Origin of the sequence: Lentzea flava, assembly GCF_014648475.1 — a bacterium.
GTDB classification, from domain to species: Bacteria; Actinomycetota; Actinomycetes; order Mycobacteriales; family Pseudonocardiaceae; genus Lentzea; species Lentzea flava.
The window spans coordinates 1-16,668 of sequence record NZ_BMRE01000069.1 but is presented as its reverse complement, the minus strand read 5'-3'; the positions used below and the strand labels follow the sequence as shown (position 1 = coordinate 16,668).

At 68.9% G+C, this 16,668-nt stretch carries 16 protein-coding genes; 11 read left to right on the top strand and 5 right to left on the bottom strand.

The genetic code is table 11. The features are described 5' to 3' along the window. Positions 1-3 precede the first annotated feature (3 nt). Both IEZ09_RS41100 and IEZ09_RS41095 read right to left on the bottom strand, forming a co-directional pair. Positions 4-1,485, bottom strand: a complete 1,482-nt coding sequence (locus IEZ09_RS41100) for a sensor histidine kinase (RefSeq protein WP_189259268.1) — start codon at positions 1,483-1,485, stop codon at positions 4-6. After that, positions 1,482-2,972: a sensor histidine kinase gene (locus IEZ09_RS41095; RefSeq protein ID WP_189259267.1), complete on the bottom strand. Its 1,491-nt coding sequence runs from the start codon at positions 2,970-2,972 to the stop codon at positions 1,482-1,484. The genes IEZ09_RS41100 and IEZ09_RS41095 overlap by 4 nt, the downstream gene beginning before the upstream one ends. 115 nt (positions 2,973-3,087) lie before the next feature. On the opposite strand from IEZ09_RS41095, the gene argC reads away from it, so the two are divergent. From argC to IEZ09_RS41050, 9 genes are read left to right on the top strand one after another with little or no spacing between them, the layout of a single operon-like run. After that, on the top strand, positions 3,088-4,101 hold the full coding sequence (argC, locus tag IEZ09_RS41090) for an N-acetyl-gamma-glutamyl-phosphate reductase (protein ID WP_189259266.1): 1,014 nt from the start codon (positions 3,088-3,090) through the stop codon (positions 4,099-4,101). Further along, a complete protein-coding gene (argJ, locus tag IEZ09_RS41085) occupies positions 4,098-5,270 on the top strand; it encodes a bifunctional glutamate N-acetyltransferase/amino-acid acetyltransferase ArgJ (RefSeq protein ID WP_189259265.1) in 1,173 nt (390 codons plus the stop codon). Before argC ends, argJ begins: the two co-directional genes overlap by 4 nt. Beyond that, a complete protein-coding gene (gene argB / locus IEZ09_RS41080; protein ID WP_189259264.1) occupies positions 5,267-6,136 on the top strand; it encodes an acetylglutamate kinase in 870 nt (289 codons plus the stop codon). Before argJ ends, argB begins: the two co-directional genes overlap by 4 nt. 20 nt (positions 6,137-6,156) lie before the next feature. Continuing rightward, positions 6,157-7,290: an acetylornithine transaminase gene (locus tag IEZ09_RS41075; protein WP_189259283.1), complete on the top strand. Its 1,134-nt coding sequence runs from the start codon at positions 6,157-6,159 to the stop codon at positions 7,288-7,290. Next, positions 7,287-8,219 (top strand): ornithine carbamoyltransferase, encoded by a 933-nt coding sequence (gene argF / locus IEZ09_RS41070; RefSeq protein WP_189259263.1) that lies wholly within the window; start codon positions 7,287-7,289, stop codon positions 8,217-8,219. The genes IEZ09_RS41075 and argF overlap by 4 nt, the downstream gene beginning before the upstream one ends. Next, positions 8,216-8,701 carry an arginine repressor gene (locus tag IEZ09_RS41065; RefSeq protein ID WP_109640889.1) on the top strand — a complete coding sequence of 162 codons (486 nt, stop codon included), beginning with the start codon at positions 8,216-8,218 and terminating at the stop codon, positions 8,699-8,701. The genes argF and IEZ09_RS41065 overlap by 4 nt, the downstream gene beginning before the upstream one ends. Continuing rightward, on the top strand, positions 8,694-8,960 hold the full coding sequence (locus IEZ09_RS41060; RefSeq protein WP_189259262.1) for an argininosuccinate synthase: 267 nt from the start codon (positions 8,694-8,696) through the stop codon (positions 8,958-8,960). The genes IEZ09_RS41065 and IEZ09_RS41060 overlap by 8 nt, the downstream gene beginning before the upstream one ends. Before the next feature lie 12 nt (positions 8,961-8,972). Next, positions 8,973-10,364, top strand: coding sequence for an argininosuccinate lyase (gene argH, locus IEZ09_RS41055; protein WP_189259261.1), 1,392 nt, complete (start codon positions 8,973-8,975; stop codon positions 10,362-10,364). After that, the gene (locus tag IEZ09_RS41050; RefSeq protein WP_189259260.1) at positions 10,354-10,956 is read left to right on the top strand and encodes a DNA-3-methyladenine glycosylase; all 603 of its coding nucleotides are present in this window, start codon (positions 10,354-10,356) and stop codon (positions 10,954-10,956) included. The genes argH and IEZ09_RS41050 overlap by 11 nt, the downstream gene beginning before the upstream one ends. Here IEZ09_RS41050 and IEZ09_RS41045 read toward each other — a convergent pair. Both IEZ09_RS41045 and IEZ09_RS41040 read right to left on the bottom strand, forming a co-directional pair. After that, positions 10,948-12,039, bottom strand: coding sequence for a TIR domain-containing protein (locus IEZ09_RS41045; RefSeq protein ID WP_189259259.1), 1,092 nt, complete (start codon positions 12,037-12,039; stop codon positions 10,948-10,950). The two genes, IEZ09_RS41050 and IEZ09_RS41045, sit on opposite strands and share 9 nt — an antisense overlap. Next, positions 12,039-13,073: a toll/interleukin-1 receptor domain-containing protein gene (locus IEZ09_RS41040; RefSeq protein ID WP_189259258.1), complete on the bottom strand. Its 1,035-nt coding sequence runs from the start codon at positions 13,071-13,073 to the stop codon at positions 12,039-12,041. The genes IEZ09_RS41045 and IEZ09_RS41040 overlap by 1 nt, the downstream gene beginning before the upstream one ends. A gap of 38 nt (positions 13,074-13,111) precedes the next feature. Here IEZ09_RS41040 and IEZ09_RS41035 point away from each other — a divergent pair, with 38 nt between their 5' ends. Next, positions 13,112-14,413 (top strand): SMI1/KNR4 family protein, encoded by a 1,302-nt coding sequence (locus tag IEZ09_RS41035; protein WP_189259257.1) that lies wholly within the window; start codon positions 13,112-13,114, stop codon positions 14,411-14,413. On the opposite strand, the gene IEZ09_RS41030 is transcribed toward IEZ09_RS41035, so the two are convergent. Beyond that, positions 14,397-14,834, bottom strand: coding sequence for a hypothetical protein (locus tag IEZ09_RS41030; RefSeq protein WP_189259256.1), 438 nt, complete (start codon positions 14,832-14,834; stop codon positions 14,397-14,399). The genes IEZ09_RS41035 and IEZ09_RS41030 overlap by 17 nt on opposite strands. A 67-nt stretch (positions 14,835-14,901) precedes the next feature. On the opposite strand from IEZ09_RS41030, the gene tyrS reads away from it, so the two are divergent. Beyond that, the gene (gene tyrS / locus IEZ09_RS41025) at positions 14,902-16,176 is read left to right on the top strand and encodes a tyrosine--tRNA ligase (protein ID WP_189259255.1); all 1,275 of its coding nucleotides are present in this window, start codon (positions 14,902-14,904) and stop codon (positions 16,174-16,176) included. The last annotated feature ends 492 nt before the right edge of the window (positions 16,177-16,668 follow it).

Sequence of the window (16,668 nt, the reverse complement as noted above, 5' to 3'; positions counted from 1 at the left end):
AGCCTACGGGCCTTCCTGCTCCTTCGAGGCGAGCTTGCCGTTGCGGAAGCACAGCTTGTAGTACAGCTCCGCGTTGTGCGACGTCCGGAACCGCGAGCACCCGTCCACGCCGAGCTGGCCGACGCCGTACTGGTCCATGATCTCCTGCTCGGACGTGACGCCCACCCGCAACGAGTCGAAGTACGGCGCGTTCATCATCGTCGGGTTGAGCAACGCGAAGAGCAGCAGCACGATCAGCGCCCCGGCGATCGGCAGCAGCGCGAGCAGCCCGAGACAGCCGCCGCCCACCACCCGCGGCACGGTCAGCACCTCGGCGGCGAGCGGTGGCGGCACCTCCTCGGCCTCGGCAGCGCTCTGGTCCGCCTGCGCCGCCGGGTGCAGGGGCACGTCCGCCGCGACCCGGAAGCCGCCCTCGACCGGCGGGCCCGCGCTGAACGACCCGCCGAGCAGCCCGACGCGTTCCTCCAGTCCGATCAGGCCGCGCCGGGTGCCCTTGCCGGGGGCCGCCGTGGACGGTCCGTTCAGCACCTGGACGCGCACCCGTCCACCCTGGACGGCGACCTGCACGCGGGTGCGGGCCTGAGGGGCGTGCTTGTGCACGTTGGTCAGCGCCTCGCGGACCACCCGGTGCACCGCGCGGCGGGTGCGCGGGTCGGCGTCGTGCAGGTCGTCGCCCGACCAGTCGAGGGAGACCGTGATTCCGGCGTTCACCGAGCTCTCGACCAGCGCGGCGATGTCGGATCTCGTGCCGGTGTCCTCGTCGAGCGACTCGGGCTCCGGGTTCGTCCGCAGCACGCCGAGGATCTCGCGCAGCTCGGCCATCGCGAGCGACGACGTGGTGCGGATCAGCTCGGCCTGCTCGTGCAACTGCGGTGCTTTTCGCGCGGTCGCCAGCTCCAGCGCTCCGGCGTGGATGGAGATGAGGCTGAGCCGGTGCCCGAGCATGTCGTGCATCTCGCCGGCGATGTGGGCGCGTTCCTCCGACCTGGCCGACGCGGCGGTCAGCGCCCGCGCGCGTTCCAGGTACTCGTTGCGTTCCCGCAGCAACCGCACCATCGGCCTGCGGCGGCCGAGCAACATCCCCGACACGGCAGGGAAGATCACGAAGAACACCGCGCCGATCGTTGCTCCGAAGACCGACTCCCAGAGCGGCATGCTCCGGTAGCTCTCCTGCAGCTGGCTGAACGCGCCCTGCAGCACGGTCGCGAGCCCGAGCAGCGCCCACAACCGCCCGAGCCGGGGGATGCGCCGGGACGCGGTGAAGACCACGAACACCGTGGTGGCCTGCGCCCAGAGGTTGTTGACCGCGAACAGCGGCGCGGTGAGCAGCAGCGCCCACTCCGGTGTGCGCGGGGCGAGCCACACGAGCGCCGCGATCCACACTGCGGTGGCGATCGTCAGCAGCGGGTGCGGCACGGGTGCCAGCGGGGCGATCAGCGGCACCAGACCGACTCCGAACGCGAGCAACGGCCAGACGAACCTCACCGGGCCAGCTCCTTCTTCGAGGTCAGCACGCCGTTCCGGTCGAAGCAGAGTTCGAAGTCACGGGTCGGGTCGTCACGCACGTGGTAGCGCAGGCACCCCTTGTTGTCCGACGGCACGCCGAAGCCGTAGGTCTCGGTGACCTCCTCCTCGTGCACGACCGACACCGCGAACGCGTCGAACTCCTGCCTGGTCATCCCGGCACGGCTGAAGATCGCGACGACGAGCAGCACGAACACCGTGCCGAGCGCCGGCACGACGGCGAGCGTGCCCAGGCAGCCGCTGCCGATGACCCGCGGCACCGTCAGGACCTCGGCGGTGATCGGGGGTGGCGCCTCGGCCACCGCACCCGTCGCGCCCGTTTCCTCCTGGACCACGGGGTGCAGGGGGAGGTCGGCCGCCACCCGGAATCCTCCGTGGACGGGACCGGCGCTGAACGACCCGCCGATGAGCCCGACGCGTTCCTCCAGCCCGATGAGCCCGCGGCGGGTGCCACTGCCCCTGGGCTCCCCGCTCGGACCGTTGACGACCTCGACCCGCACCCGTTCGCCGACCTGCACCGAGACACGGGTTCGTGCCGATGGCGCGTGCTTGTGGACGTTCGTGAGTGCCTCGCGCACGACCCGATGCACCGCCCTCCGGAGGCGTGCGTCGGCATCGGCCAGATCGGGGCCCGACCAGTCCAACAGGACCGAGACACCCGCCGACGCCGAAGCTGCCACGAGCCGTTCGACGTCCGCGCGCGTGCCGGCGTCCTCATCGGCGTCGGCGGACGTGCCGAGCACGCCGAGGATCTCGCGCAGCTCCTCCATCGCGACCGCGGCCGTCTTGCGGATCAGCTCGACCTGTTCTCGCAGCTCAGGTGCCTGTTCAGCGGCCGACTGCTCAAGTGCGCCGGCGTGTGCCGTCAGCTGCCGGAGCCGATGGCTGAGCATGTCGTGCATCTCGCTCGCGATGTGCGCGCGTGTGGCGGACCTCGCGGTGTTCGCGGTCAACACACGCGCGTGTTCCAAGTAGTCGTTGCGCTCCATCAGTACCTGCGTCAACGGCTTGCGCCGTCCGACGAGCGCACCGGCGACGGCGGGGAAGAGCAGCAGGAACAGGACGGTGAACGCGGTGCCGAGCAGGTAGTCGGACAGGCCGTCGCCCGCGCGCCACGCGTGCAGGCCACCGAACGCGGCCTGCAGCACCGCAGTGGCGCCCATCAACGCCCACAGCTGTGGTTGCGAACGGACGGACCGGGCCGATCGGAAGATCACGAGCGAGGTCGGGGCGATCGCGAGCAGGTTGTTCACCGCATGAAGGGGAGTGGTGAGCAGCATCGCAGCGCGCGGCCAGCGGGCGCTGACCGGCACGAGCGCCGCGGCCCACACCGCGGAGGCCGCGATCAGCCACCAGTGCACGGGCCTGCCGAGCGGTGCGACCAGTGTCACCAGCGCCAACAGGAAGGCGCCAGCCGCCCACAGTCCGTCGCGCACCCTCACGTTCACGCTGATCATCATGGTCGAGCTGGCTCGGGGACCACAGCGCCAGGTGGCCTCGATCGGGTGGTCGGGTGGCCATACTCGGTTGAGTGGGTTTGCATGACTGTGCATAATCATGCGCATGACAGTGAGGATCGCGGTCGCGGGCGCCAGCGGGTACGCGGGTGGCGAGCTGCTCCGCCTGCTACTGGGCCATCCGGACATCGAGATCGGCGCGCTGACCGCCAACAGCAGCGCCGGCGACAAGCTGCTCCAGCACCAGCCGCACCTCCTGCCGCTCGCCGACCGACAGCTACAAGACACCACAGCCGAGACCCTCAAGGGCCACGACGTGGTGTTCCTCGCACTTCCCCACGGTCACTCAGCCGAGCTGGCCGAGCAACTCGGCGACGACACCGTGGTGATCGACTGCGGTGCCGACCACCGGCTGACCAGCGCCGACGACTGGAAGCGGTGGTACGGCGGAGAGCACGCGGGCTCCTGGCCGTACGGGTTGCCCGAGCTTCCCGGCCAGCGGGAAAGGCTCGTCGGCGCGCGTCGCGTCGCCGTTCCCGGCTGCTACCCGACCGTGTCGTCGCTGGCCCTCGCGCCCGCTGTCGACCTGATCGAGGACGAGGTCGTCATCGTCGCCGTGTCCGGCACGTCGGGTGCGGGCAAGTCGCTGAAGCCGAACCTGCTCGGGTCCGAGGTCATGGGCTCGGCCAGCGCGTACGGCGTCGGCGGCGCGCACCGGCACACGCCGGAGATCACGCAGAACCTGAGCGCCGCGGCCGGCCGGCCGATCAAGGTCAGCTTCACGCCCGTGCTGGCGCCGATGTCGCGGGGCATCCTCGCGACCTGCACCGCGCAGCTGAAGGACGCTTCCGGTGTTCGCGAGGCCTACGAGAAGGCGTACGCGAACGAGCCGTTCGTCCACGTTCTGCCCGAAGGTTTCTGGCCGACCACGAACGCGGTTCTCGGTTCGAACGCCGTCCAGATGCAAGTGACCGTCGACTCCGACCTGAACCGGCTCGTGGTCGTGGCCGCCGTCGACAACCTGGCCAAGGGCACCGCGGGTGCCGCTGTCCAGTGCATGAACCTCGCTCTCGGACTGCCGGAAACGACCGGCCTCTCGACCGTTGGAGTCGCTCCGTGAACCGCAACAAGGGCGTCACCGGACCCAAGGGCTTCCGGGCCGCCGGGATCGCCGCCGGGATCAAAGAATCCGGCGCTCTCGATCTGACGCTCGTCGTGAACGACGGGCCGTCCGACGCCGCCGCGGGCGTCTTCACCACGAACAAGGTGAAGGCCGCGCCGGTGTTGTGGTCGCAGCAGGTGATCCAGTCCCGGCGACTCACCGCGGTCGTGCTCAACTCCGGCGGTGCCAACGCGTGCACCGGACCCGAGGGCTTCCAGGACACGCACGCCACCGCGGAGAAGGTCGCCGAGGTGCTCGGCATCGGCGCCGTCGACGTCGCGGTCTGCTCCACCGGTCTGATCGGTGAGCGCCTGCCGATGGACAAGGTGCTCACGGGCGTCGAGAACGCCGCGAAGGAGCTGGACTCCTCCGTCGAGGCCGGACTCAACGCCGCCACCGGCGTGATGACCACGGACAAGCGCCCCAAGCAGGCGTGGAAGGCCTCCGAGCAGGGCTGGTCGGTCGGCGGGTTCGTGAAGGGCGCCGGCATGCTCGCCCCGAACATGGCCACGATGCTGTCGGTCATCACGACCGACGCCAAGATCTCCGGCGAGGAGCTGGACAAGGCACTGCGCCTGGCCACCGGGCGCACGTTCGACCGCCTGGACGTCGACGGTGGCACGTCCACCAACGACACGGTCCTGGTGCTGGCTTCGGGTGCCGCGGGTGTCGAGCCGTCGTTCGACGACTTCGTGGCTCTGCTCACCGAGGTCTCCGCCGACCTGGTCAAGCAGCTCCAGGGCGACGCCGAGGGTGTGACGAAGGAAATCAGCATCACCGTCAAGCAGGCCGCCACCGAGGCCGAGGCCGTCCACATCGGACGGACGGTCGCCGAGGACAACCTCGTCAAGACCGCGTTGTTCGGCAGCGACCCGAACTGGGGCCGCATCGCGATGGCGCTGGGCCGCGCGGACGCCGAGATCGACCCGGACGTCCTGCAGATCCTGATCAACGGGGTGTCGCTGTACCGCAACGGAACCCGCGACCGCGACAGGTCGGAGGCGGACCTCAGCGGCCGCGAGATCGAGATCGTCATCGACCTCAACGTCGGCGACGCCGAGGCCACCGTCCTGACGACGGACCTGTCCCACGACTACGTCGAAGAGAACAGCGCGTACTCCTCATGAACGCACAAGAGAAGGCGGCAGTCCTCGTCGAAGCGCTGCCGTGGCTGCAGCGCTTCCGTGGTGCGCTCGTCGTCGTCAAGTACGGCGGCAACGCCATGGTCGACGACGAGCTGAAGAAGGCGTTCGCCGAGGACATGGTGTTCCTGCGGCTGTGCGGCCTGCGCCCGGTCGTCGTGCACGGCGGCGGCCCGCAGATCAAGTCGATGCTGGACAAGCTCGGCATCCACAGCGAGTTCCGCGGCGGTCTGCGCGTCACGACGCCGGAGGCCATGGACGTCGTGCGGATGGTCCTCGTCGGCCAGGTCGGACGTGAGCTCGTCGGCCTGATCAACCAGCACGGTCCTTACGCCGTCGGCATCTCCGGTGAGGACGCGCACCTGTTCACGGCCACGCGTCGTGGCGCGGTGGTGGACGGGGAAGAGGTCGACATCGGTCTCGTCGGCGACATCACCGAGGTCAATCCGGACGCGGTGCTGGACATCGTGCGCGCGGGCCGGATCCCGGTCGTGTCGTCGGTCGCGCCGGACGTCAACGGCGTGCCGCACAACGTGAACGCGGACACGGCGGCGGGTGCTCTCGCGGTCGCTCTGGGCGCGGAGAAGCTCGTCGTGCTGACCGACGTCGAGGGCCTGTACTCGAACTGGCCGGACAAGTCGTCGCTACTGCACCAGGTCCGCGCGGCCGAGCTCGAGAAGATGCTGCCGGACCTGGAAAGCGGCATGGTGCCGAAGATGGAGGCCTGCCTGCGGGCGGTGCGCGGCGGGGTGCCGCAGGCGCACGTGATCGACGGGCGGCTGGCCCACTCGGTGTTGCTCGAAGTCTTCACCTCCTCGGGTGTGGGCACGATGGTGTTGGGGGACAAGTGACCACGCGTTGGCAACAGTCCATGATGGACAACTACGGCACCCCTCAGCTCGCGCTGGAGCGCGGCGAGGGCGCCTACGTCTGGGACACCGACGGCAACCGTTACCTGGACCTGCTGACCGGCATCGCGGTCAACGCGCTGGGCCACGCGCACCCGAAGATCGTCGAGGCCGTCACCACGCAGATCTCGAAGCTCGGCCACACGTCGAACCTGTACGTCAACGAGCCCGCGCTGAAGCTCGCCGAGCGGCTGCTCGACCTCGCGGGAGAGCCCGGCAAGGTCTTCTTCTGCAACTCCGGCGCCGAGGCGAACGAGGCGGCGTTGAAGATGTCGCGCCGCACCGGCCGCACGAAGATCGTGGCGACGCTCGGCGGCTTCCACGGCCGCACGATGGGCGCGTTGTCGCTGACCGGCCAGCCCGCGAAGCGCACGCCGTTCGAACCGCTCGTGCCCGGCGTCTCGCACATCCCGTTCGGTGACGTGGCGGCACTCGAGGCCGCGATCGACGACGACACGGCGGCGTTCGTCGTCGAGCCGATCCAGGGCGAGCAGGGCGTTGTGCTGCCGCCGGAGGGCTACCTGCAGGAGGCGCGCCGGATCACGTCCGAGCACGGCGCGTTGCTCGTCCTCGACGAGGTGCAGACCGGCGTCGGCAGGCTGGGCACGTGGTTCGCGTTCCAGCAGGCCGGGATCGTCCCGGACGTCATGACCCTGGCCAAGGGCATCGGCGGTGGCCTGCCGCTGGGCGTCACGATCGGGTTCGGCGCGGCGGGCGAGCTGTTCCAGCCCGGACACCACGGCACCACGTTCGGCGGCAACCCCGTGTGCTGCGCGGCCGCCCTCGCGGTGCTCGACACGATCGCCGCGGAAGGCCTGCTGGAGCACGCCTCGTCCGTGGGCAAGGAGATCGCGGCCGGCGTGGAGGCACTGCACCACCCGGCGATCTCCGGGGTGCGGGGAGCCGGCCTGCTGCTCGGCATCATGCTGCGCGAGGCGGTCTCGGCGAAGGCCGCGGCGGCCGCGCAGAAGGCCGGTTACCTGATCAACCCCATCCAGCCCGACGTCATCCGCCTGGCGCCGCCGCTGATCCTGGACGAATCCGACGCGCAGTCCTTCGTGGCCGCGCTCCCGACCTTCTTTGAGGAGCAGCAGTGACGGTGCGGCACTTCCTGCGCGACGACGACCTGACGCCGGACGAGCAGTCCGCCGTCCTCGACCTCGCGGACACCTACAAGGCGGACCGGTTCACCGCGAAGCCGCTGGCGGGCCCCAAGGCCGTCGCCGTGATCTTCGAGAAGAACTCCACGCGCACGCGGCTGTCGTTCGAGGTCGGCATCGCGCAGCTCGGCGGCAACCCCGTGATCATCGACGGCCGGTCGATGCAGCTGGGCCGCGAGGAGACGATCGAGGACACGTCCCGGATCCTGTCCGGATACGTCGACGCCGTGGTGTGGCGGACGTTCGCACAGGCGCGCATCGAGGCGATGGCCAGCGTTTCGCGGGTTCCCGTGGTCAACGCGCTGACCGACGAGTTCCACCCGTGCCAGGTGCTCGCGGACCTGCAGACGATCCGTCGTCGTTACGGCCGGTTGGCGGGCCTCACGCTGACGTACCTGGGCGACGGCGCCAACAACATGTCGCACTCGCTGCTGCTCGGTGGCGCCACGGCGGGCATGCACGTCCGCATCGGCGCGCCGGCGGGCTTCGTGCCGAACCCGCAGTTCCTGGAGGACGCCAAGAAGCGCGCCGCCGAGACCGGTGGTTCGGTGTCGTTGATCAGCGACCCGCGCGAGGCGGTCGACGGCGCGGACGTGCTGGTCACCGACACGTGGACGTCCATGGGGCAGGAGAACGACGGCAAGGACCGTGTCGGCCCGTTCCGCCCGTACCAGGTGAACGCCTCGCTGCTGGAGGCGACCGGAAAGGCCGACTCGACGGTGCTGCACTGTCTTCCCGCCCACCGCGGCTGGGAGATCACCGACGAGGTGCTCGACGGCCCGCAGTCGCTGGTGTGGCAGGAAGCCGAGAACCGCCTGCACGCCCAGAAGGCGTTGCTCGTGTGGTTGCTGGAGCAGTCGTCGTGACTCGCACCGCCCGTCAGGGCCGCATCGTCGAGATGGTGTCGCAGCGCGCCGTCCGCAGCCAGTCCGAGCTCGCGAAACTCCTTGCGGCCGAAGGCATCGAGGTCACGCAGGCCACGTTGTCGCGCGACCTGGACGAGCTCGGCGCGGTGAAGCTGCGCGGCCCTGACGGCGGTGCGCCGGTCTACGTGATCCCGGAGGACGGCAGCCCGGTGCGCGGCGTCCAGGGCGGCACCACGCGGCTCGTGCGCGTGCTCGGCGAGCTGCTGGTCTCGACCGACTTCTCCGGCAACCTCGCCGTGCTGCGGACTCCGCCTGGCGCCGCCCAGTTCCTCGCGTCGGCGCTGGACCGCGCCGCGTTGCACGAGGTCGTCGGCACGATCGCGGGTGACGACACGATCCTGGTGGTGGCTCGCGAACCGATGACCGGTGCCGAGCTCGCCGACCGGATCACCGCGCTGGCCTCGGGTTCCGTCGATGAATGACCCCGTGCACGCGGTGCTGACGTTCGACGCCGGCGTGCCGGTGGCGGTCGACGGCGAGACCGTGTCGGTCGCCGAGGCGATCCGCGAGCTGAACTTCCGCGCCGGGGTGGTCAGGTCCAGCCTGGGCTCGGTGGCGGTGCGGGTGGCGCGGATGGCTTTGCCGGCGGGCTCCGGCGAGGTCGACATCGCGCTGTACGAGGGGCGCGTGGTCGGGCTCGTGGCCCGTTCGGAAGAATCTCTTTACGACTTCGCTAGCTGAGAGTTGCGTGCAATGAGTTCTTTGTGGGGTGGCCGGTTCGAGTCGGGACCGGCCGAGGCGATGGCGCGGCTGTCGTTGTCGACGCACTTCGACTGGCGGCTGGCGCCGTACGACATCGCCGGCTCGCGCGCGCACGCCCGTGTGCTGCACGCGGCGGGCCTGCTGACGGACGAAGAGCTCGCCGGCATGCAGAAGGCGTTGGACGAGCTGCTGGCCGACGTCGAGTCCGGCGCCTTCACCCCGGTCCTGGAGGACGAGGACGTCCACACCGCCCTGGAGCGCGGCCTGATCGACCGCGCGGGCACCGAACTGGGCGGCAAGCTCCGCGCCGGCCGTTCCCGCAACGACCAGGTCGCGACGCTCTTCCGCATGTGGCTGCGCGACGGCGCCCGCCGCGTCGCCGCCGGTGTGCTGGACGTCGTAGACGCGCTGGCAGCGCAGTCCGAGACGAACTTCGGCGCCGTGATGCCGGGCCGCACGCACCTGCAGTCCGCCCAGCCCGTGCTGCTGTCGCACCACCTGCTGGCCCACGCGCACGCCTTGCTGCGGGACGTCGAGCGCCTGCACGACTGGGACAAGCGCGCCGCGTTCTCCCCGTACGGCTCGGGCGCCCTGGCCGGTTCGTCGCTGGGCCTGGATCCGGCGAAGGTGGCCGCCGACCTCGGCTTCTACGCCCCGGTCGAGAACTCCATCGACGGCACAGCCTCCCGCGACTTCGCCGCCGAAATCGCGTTCGTGCTCGCGATGATCAGCGTGAACCTCTCCCGCATCGCCGAGGAGGTCATCATCTGGACCACCGCCGAGTTCCGCTTCGCGGTGCTGGACGACGCGTGGTCCACCGGCAGCTCGATCATGCCGCAGAAGAAGAACCCGGACGTCGCCGAGCTCGCGCGCGGCAAGTCGGGCCGCCTGATCGGCAACCTGGCGGGCCTGCTCGCGACGCTGAAGGCCCAGCCGCTGGCCTACAACCGCGACCTGCAGGAGGACAAGGAACCGCTGTTCGACTCGGTCGAGCAGCTGGAGCTCCTGCTCCCGGCGTTCGCGGGCATGATCGCGACGCTTCGCTTCGACACCGAGCGCATGGCGTCGCTGGCCCCCGCGGGCTTCACCCTGGCCACCGACATCGCGGAATGGCTCGTGCGCCAAGGAGTCCCGTTCCGCGTGGCGCACGAGGCCGCCGGCGCGTGCGTGCGTGCCGCGGAGTCCCGTGGCGTGGGCCTGGAAGAGCTGACCGACGAGGAGTTCGCCGCGATCTCGCCGGCGCTGACCCCCGAGGTCCGTTCCGTGCTGACCGTCGAGGGCTCGATCGCCTCCCGCAACGCCCACGGCGGCACGGCCCCGTCCCGAGTCCGCGAGCAGCTCGACGCGCTGGTGGCCAAGGCTGCGGCGGCGCGTGAGTTCTAGGCTGCTGACCAGGGAGGAGCTGGCCATCGACCCGGTCGACGCGGCCCAGCTCCTCCTCGGCGCGTACCTGGAAGCGGGCGACGTGCGCGTGCGCATCGTCGAGGTGGAGGCCTACCGCGGCGGCGACGACCCGGCCTCCCACTGCTACCGCGGCAAAACCCCGCGCAACGAGGTGATGTTCGGCCCGGCAGGCTTCTTGTACGTCTACTTCGTCTACGGCATGCACTTCTGCGCCAACGTGGTGTCCCTGGTCGACGGCGTGCCCGGCGCCGTGCTGCTGCGCGCGGGCGAGGTGGTGTCCGGCGAGGACATCGCGTTCTCCCGCCGCCCTGCCTCGCGCTCGGCCGCCGAACTCGCCAAGGGACCGGCCCGGTTGTGCAAGGTGCTGGGGCTGGACCGCTCGTCCAACGGGCTGGACCTGACCTCCGCTTCCTCGCCGGTGCGGCTGTACGCGGGGGAGCCCGCGACCTCGGTCCGTTCCGGCCCTCGTGTCGGGGTCGCCGTGGCAATGGACGTGCCGTGGCGGTTCTGGATCGACTCGCCTGCCGTGTCGACGTACAAGCGGGGCGGCAAGCGCCGCAACTCAGCCTGACAGCTTCTTGTACGCCGCCAAGTACGCGGTCTTGAGCTCTGGGTCGATCTCGAACCCCAGCGGCGCCTCCATGCTGGTCTCCACCGCCTTCATGTCGATGCTGGTGTCGATCTCGTCGCCAGTAACCACTCGCTCCACCAGGGTGTCGGCTGATGCCCGCAGATGAAGTACGGCCTTGTGCATGGCACGCAGCTGCGTGTCAGCGAAGCATGCCTGAAGGCGACATGCATCCCGTGTGGTCCTGCGGGCGTAGCTCGTGCCGTAGATGCCCCGGGCCCATTCGAGGAAATCGTCGAAGATTCGCACGAATAATCGTCCGAAGTGGATGATATCGTCCGGGTCGCCGTGACCGCCGAACAACTCCTTCTGCGCGTCGTCACTCAAGGTTTCGCGTGCGACCGTGATGAGTTCGGTCAGCATGACGTTCCGCTTATGGATGTCGTCCAGCCCGTCGCCGTACTCGACGACACCATTGAGCGGTGCGTATCGGTGGAAATGGTCGCGGTACTTGCCCTCCAGGTCGCGCCATCCCTGCCACACCACTGCCGTGTACAGCAGGTACTCCCAGCCGAGAGGCCTTTCACGGAGAAGCGCCGACACGCTCTCAGCATTGACAGGTGTCTGAGGAGTGAAAGCGGAACGATGCTGGGCCAGCTTCTGCGCGACTGCCTGGCATATGGTGTCCACGCCGTGCAGGCGCAGGTCCAGGTGCTGCACAGTCGGTAGGAGTCCGGGTAACTCGGTGTCGTCGAGCCTGATCGGCAGCAGGAACTCTCCATCCAGTTCCACGTCCAGTGATTGGACTGCCTGGCGTTCGACCTTGGCCAACACCTCGGTAACGTAATGCTTCGAGATGAATACGAGGCTGTATCCGACTTCCCGAAAGATTCGCGGCAAATGTTCGACCAGGTTCTTGCCCCAGTTGTCGACCGCCATGTCCTTGCGGTCGTACACCCGAATACCCATTTCCTTGAGTTGTCGCACGATCGGTAGAACTTCGTGTTCATCGTGCTTCGCATAGGAAGCCGCCACGTCGAATTTCAACTCGGGCGGCTCGACAGCCTTCCAGATCTTCTTCTCCATCACAGCCGGTCAAGCGCTTCCCGGAAGTCCCGCTCCAGCTCGGGATCCACCTCGAACACCAGCGGCACGGTCATGTTGATCTGCTCACCGGCCGTCAACCGCTCGACCAGCGTGTCCGCCACCTGCCGCAGGTCCTGCGCCACCGCGTGCATCGCCCGCAGCTGCTGATCCGCGAACTGAGCCTGGATCCGAGCCGCGACCCGCGCCTGCTCCTGCGCGTAACTCGTCGCGTGGATTCCCCGAGCCCACTCCAGGATCTCGTCGAACGTCCGCACGAACAGCTCGCCGAGGTGCACGATCCGCGAAGGATCCCCGGCCTCCCCAGGCGCCCCGAACGCGGCCTCCTGCGTGTCGCCGGTGAACAGCGTCTCGACCGCGACCTTGATGATCTCGCTCAGCAGCACGTTCCGGTCGCGGATCAGCTCGATGCCGCTGCCGTGCTCGACCGCACCGTTGCGCGGCGCATAGCGGAGGAAGTGCTCCCAGTACTTCGACTCCAGCTTCGCAAGCCCTTGCGACACAACGGTCACGTACAGCAGGTACTCCCAGCCGCGCGGTTTCTCCCGCACGAGTGCCGCCACCGACTGCGGTGTGATCGGCGTGGTGGGCGTGAACGACGCACGGTGTTGTGCCAGCTTCTGCACGACGGCCTGTGCGATGACCTCGTCGCTGTGCTGGCGCATGTCGAGGTACGCGATCGTGGGCAAGAGGCCGGGCACGGGCGTGTCGTCGATCCGGATCGGCAGCACGTACTCGGTGTGTTCCTCCAACGCGCGCGCCATCGCCGCACGGCTCTGAAGGCGCGTCCACTTCGAGACGTAGTGCTTCGAGCTGAACAACAGCACGAACCTCGCACGGTGGCTGAACGTCTCGGAGAAGTACTCGACGCGGTCGCGCCCCCACATCTCGACCTCGCGGTCCCTGTCGTAGAAGACCTCGACACCCATCGCCTTCAGGCGGTCGACGATCGGGAGCACCCGGTCGCGGTCCTCCTCGGCGAACGACGGCGCGACGTCGAACTCGTACTCAGCCACCGGTCTAAAGTACGGCCCTCGACATCCTGGGGGATCACATGGAGAAGAAGCTGGCCGAACTGGCCGCGGAACTCGTTGCCAGAGCCAAGCCGGGCTGGGACTACCTGACTCTGCGCGCCACCTGCGATTCCGGGTTCACCGGCCACCGGGTCACGTCAGGGTCGGCCGAGGAAGATCCGCGCATTCGGCGCCTGGACTCGTTGGTCGCGTTGGGCGCTGACGGCCAGGTGGTCGTCGAGATGAGGATCGAGCCGGATGGAGCGTTCACCGCCCTCCTGACCGAAGGCATCCATCAGCAAGATGGCCTCCTGCCGCCGACCTACAGCCTTGTGTTCGAACCGCGGCCGCGGCACCTGATTCCGCCGTACGAGCGGACCGAGGTGACGTCGACCGGTCCGCTGGCCGCCGTCGAAGCCGAGCTCGGCGTGCCGCTGCCGGCTGAGGTGCACGAGCTGTACCGCAGCGGTGTCACCGAGTTCGGCGACCACACCCTGCTGCCGGCGGACGAGATCCTGACCGTGCGGCGAGAACGGCTCGACGACGAAGCGTCCTTCTTCGCTCACAGGTATGGCGCATGGGCGGAGCCGATCCCGTACACCGGACCTCGCGATGCCGTGCAGCTCGTCGGTTTCCATCCGCTGTGGGTACCGATCGTGCGGTACCCGTCCGGAGTGACCTTGTGCGTCGACCTCGCTCCCGGTCCGCGCGGTCGCGTCGGTCAGGTGATCTTGGCGTCCCTCAACTGCCAGCCGCTGGAGCTCCTCGCCGAGTCCGTGACCGAGTGGCACCGTTCGCCAGAGCATCCGGACCACCCCGGGATGAGGGCCCACTACTACGCAGAGGACTACGACCTCGACGTGGTGGCCGAGGTGTCCCGGAGGTTCCAGACCCTGCGGGAGCTCGGCCTGTACGACCTCGGCGACGCCGACCTGGCCCCGCTCGCGAGCCTGTCCGACCTGCGGGACCTGAAGGTGAGCGGAGGACGCCTGCGACTCGGCGGCCTTGCTGACCTGCCGTTGGAACGTCTCCACGTGACCGCGACCGAGGCCGACGTCCCCGCGCTGGAACGTCTGACCTCTCTCACGGTCAGCGGTGGTGCGCGCGTCGACCTGCCCGAGCTGCCGAGGCTGCGCGTTCTCGACGTGTCCGGTGCGGACGTGGACGTCGAGTCGTTGCCGCAGGTGGATCACCTGACGCTGAACGCGGAGCAGTGGCGGCGGTGCACCGTGCGCCCCGCCGCCGCCACGCTCGTCGGCGAACGATCACTGGCCCAGGCGCTCGACTGGGCCGAGAGCCTGGGCGTGGTGTTGCCGCGCCGCGTCGTCAGCGGACGGCCGTAGTCCGGCGGTACCAGGCGCGCCGGTGGTCGACCGGCAGCGCCAGTCGCGTGATCAGGTTCGTCAGCAGCGCGCCGATGAGCAACCACAGAACCGCGGCCAGCCCCTCGTTCAGGAGCACCGCGACCTTCGGGCTGGCCGGTGCGAAAAGACCGTCCAGGCCGAGGGTGATCCCGTTCGCCCAACCCGCGACGAACTGGAAGAACCCGTTGGCCGCGTTCGCGTCTGCCACCACCAGGAAGATGTGCACCAACAGCACGATGGCGAACGTCCAACACACGATGTCGATGACTGCACAGACGGTGTGCACCGTCCGCACCTTGCGGTAGGTGTCGTCGTGTTCGACGACCTCCTCCACCACCGGTTCGTTCACGCGCGGAATGCGCTCGGTGGGCCGCCGTAACTCGTCACGTGGCTCCGTCATAGCCGCCGGTTACCCGTCCGCGCACCGGGTGGAAACCCGTTCGACCTGGTAGGCGACAATGAGGGACGTGAGCGAGCACATCCTTGACGAACTGTCCTGGCGCGGCCTGATCGCGACGTCCACCGACCTCGACGCACTCCGGAAGGACCTGGACGCCGGCCCGCTCACCCTCTATTGCGGCTTCGACCCGACGGCACCGTCCCTGCACGCCGGCAACCTGGTCCCGCTGCTGATGCTCAAGCGCTTCCAGATGGCGGGCCACCGGCCGATCGTGCTGGCGGGCGGTGCGACGGGCATGATCGGCGACCCGCGCGACACCGGTGAGCGCACGCTGAACTCGCTGGACACCGTCGCCGAGTGGGCCGACCGGATCCGCGGCCAGCTCGAGCGGTTCGTGCACTTCGACGACTCGCCCACGGGTGCGATCGTCGAGAACAACCTGAACTGGACGGGCCAGGTCAGCGCGCTCGAGTTCCTGCGGGACGTCGGCAAGCACTTCTCGGTCAACGTGATGCTCTCGCGCGAGACGGTGAAGCGCCGCCTCGAGACCGACGGCATGTCGTACACCGAGTTCAGCTACGTGCTGCTGCAGTCGAACGACTACCTGGAGCTCAACCGCAGGTACGGCACCGCGCTGCAGATCGGCGGCTCCGACCAGTGGGGCAACATCGTGAGCGGTGTCGACCTGGTGCGCCGGGTCGAGGGCAAGCAGGTGCACGCGCTGACGGCGCCGCTGGTCACCGACGCCGAGGGCCGCAAGTTCGGGAAGTCGACCGGTGGCGGGCGCGTCTGGCTCGACCCGGAGATGACCTCGCCGTACGCCTGGTACCAGTACTTCGTGAACGTCGACGACGTCACGGTGCTGAACTACCTGCGCCTGTTCACCTTCCTCTCCCGCGAGGAGCTGGAGGAGCTGGAGAAGCAGACGGCGGAGGCGCCGCACCTGCGCACCGCGCAGAAGCGTCTCGCGCAGGAGTTCACCGACCTGGTCCACGGTGAGCGCGCGACGCAGCAGGTGCAGCTGGCGTCCCAGGCGTTGTTCGGCCGGGGCGAGCTCCGCGACCTCGACGCGTCGGTGCTGGAAGCGGCGCTGGCCGAGGCTCCGACCGGCAAGGTCCGGCTGGCCGACGAGCCCACGATCGTCGACCTGCTGGTGGCGTCCGGGCTGGCCGACAGCCGGGGTTCCGCGCGGCGCACGGTCAAGGAGGGCGGTGCCTACGTGAACAACGCGAAGGTGACCGACGAGGAGTGGAAGCCGGCTTCGTCGGACCTCCTGCACGGCAAGTGGCTGGTGCTCCGGCGCGGCAAGCGCAACAACGCAGGCGTGCACGTGGAACTCTGACCTGCTGTTTCAGGTCCTCGAAGGCCGTCGACCCCACTGCGGGCCGGCGGCCTTCGATCTTTCTCGACGTGACGGCGGTCACACTGTGCACGGCATCGGGGCTGCGATAGCTTGTTCGTGGGTCCTGTATGGGGCTGTTGACCTGCGGTTTCTTAACCGCGGGTGACAGGGTTGCCCCCGATTTGACCCCGAGTTGGCGTGCGTGTAACTTTCTCTCTGCCAGCGCGGAACGGGCCGGGAACACCGGAACGGAGTGCGGCAAGGGTCACGAACCAAGCTTCCACGGACTGTGGTAGAGTGGGTGACCGCGAAACGATGAAGACCCAGCCGGTAGCTCGTCTGAGCTCAGAGGCCAAGGGCGTCGGAAGTTTCAAACACAAGCTTAAGTACGACACAGCCTCGGATCGAGTCGCCGTGTGGCGGATCGTGATGATGAGCGCGTGTTCTTTGAGAACTCAACAGCGTGCCGAAACACAGCCAGTAATATGAATA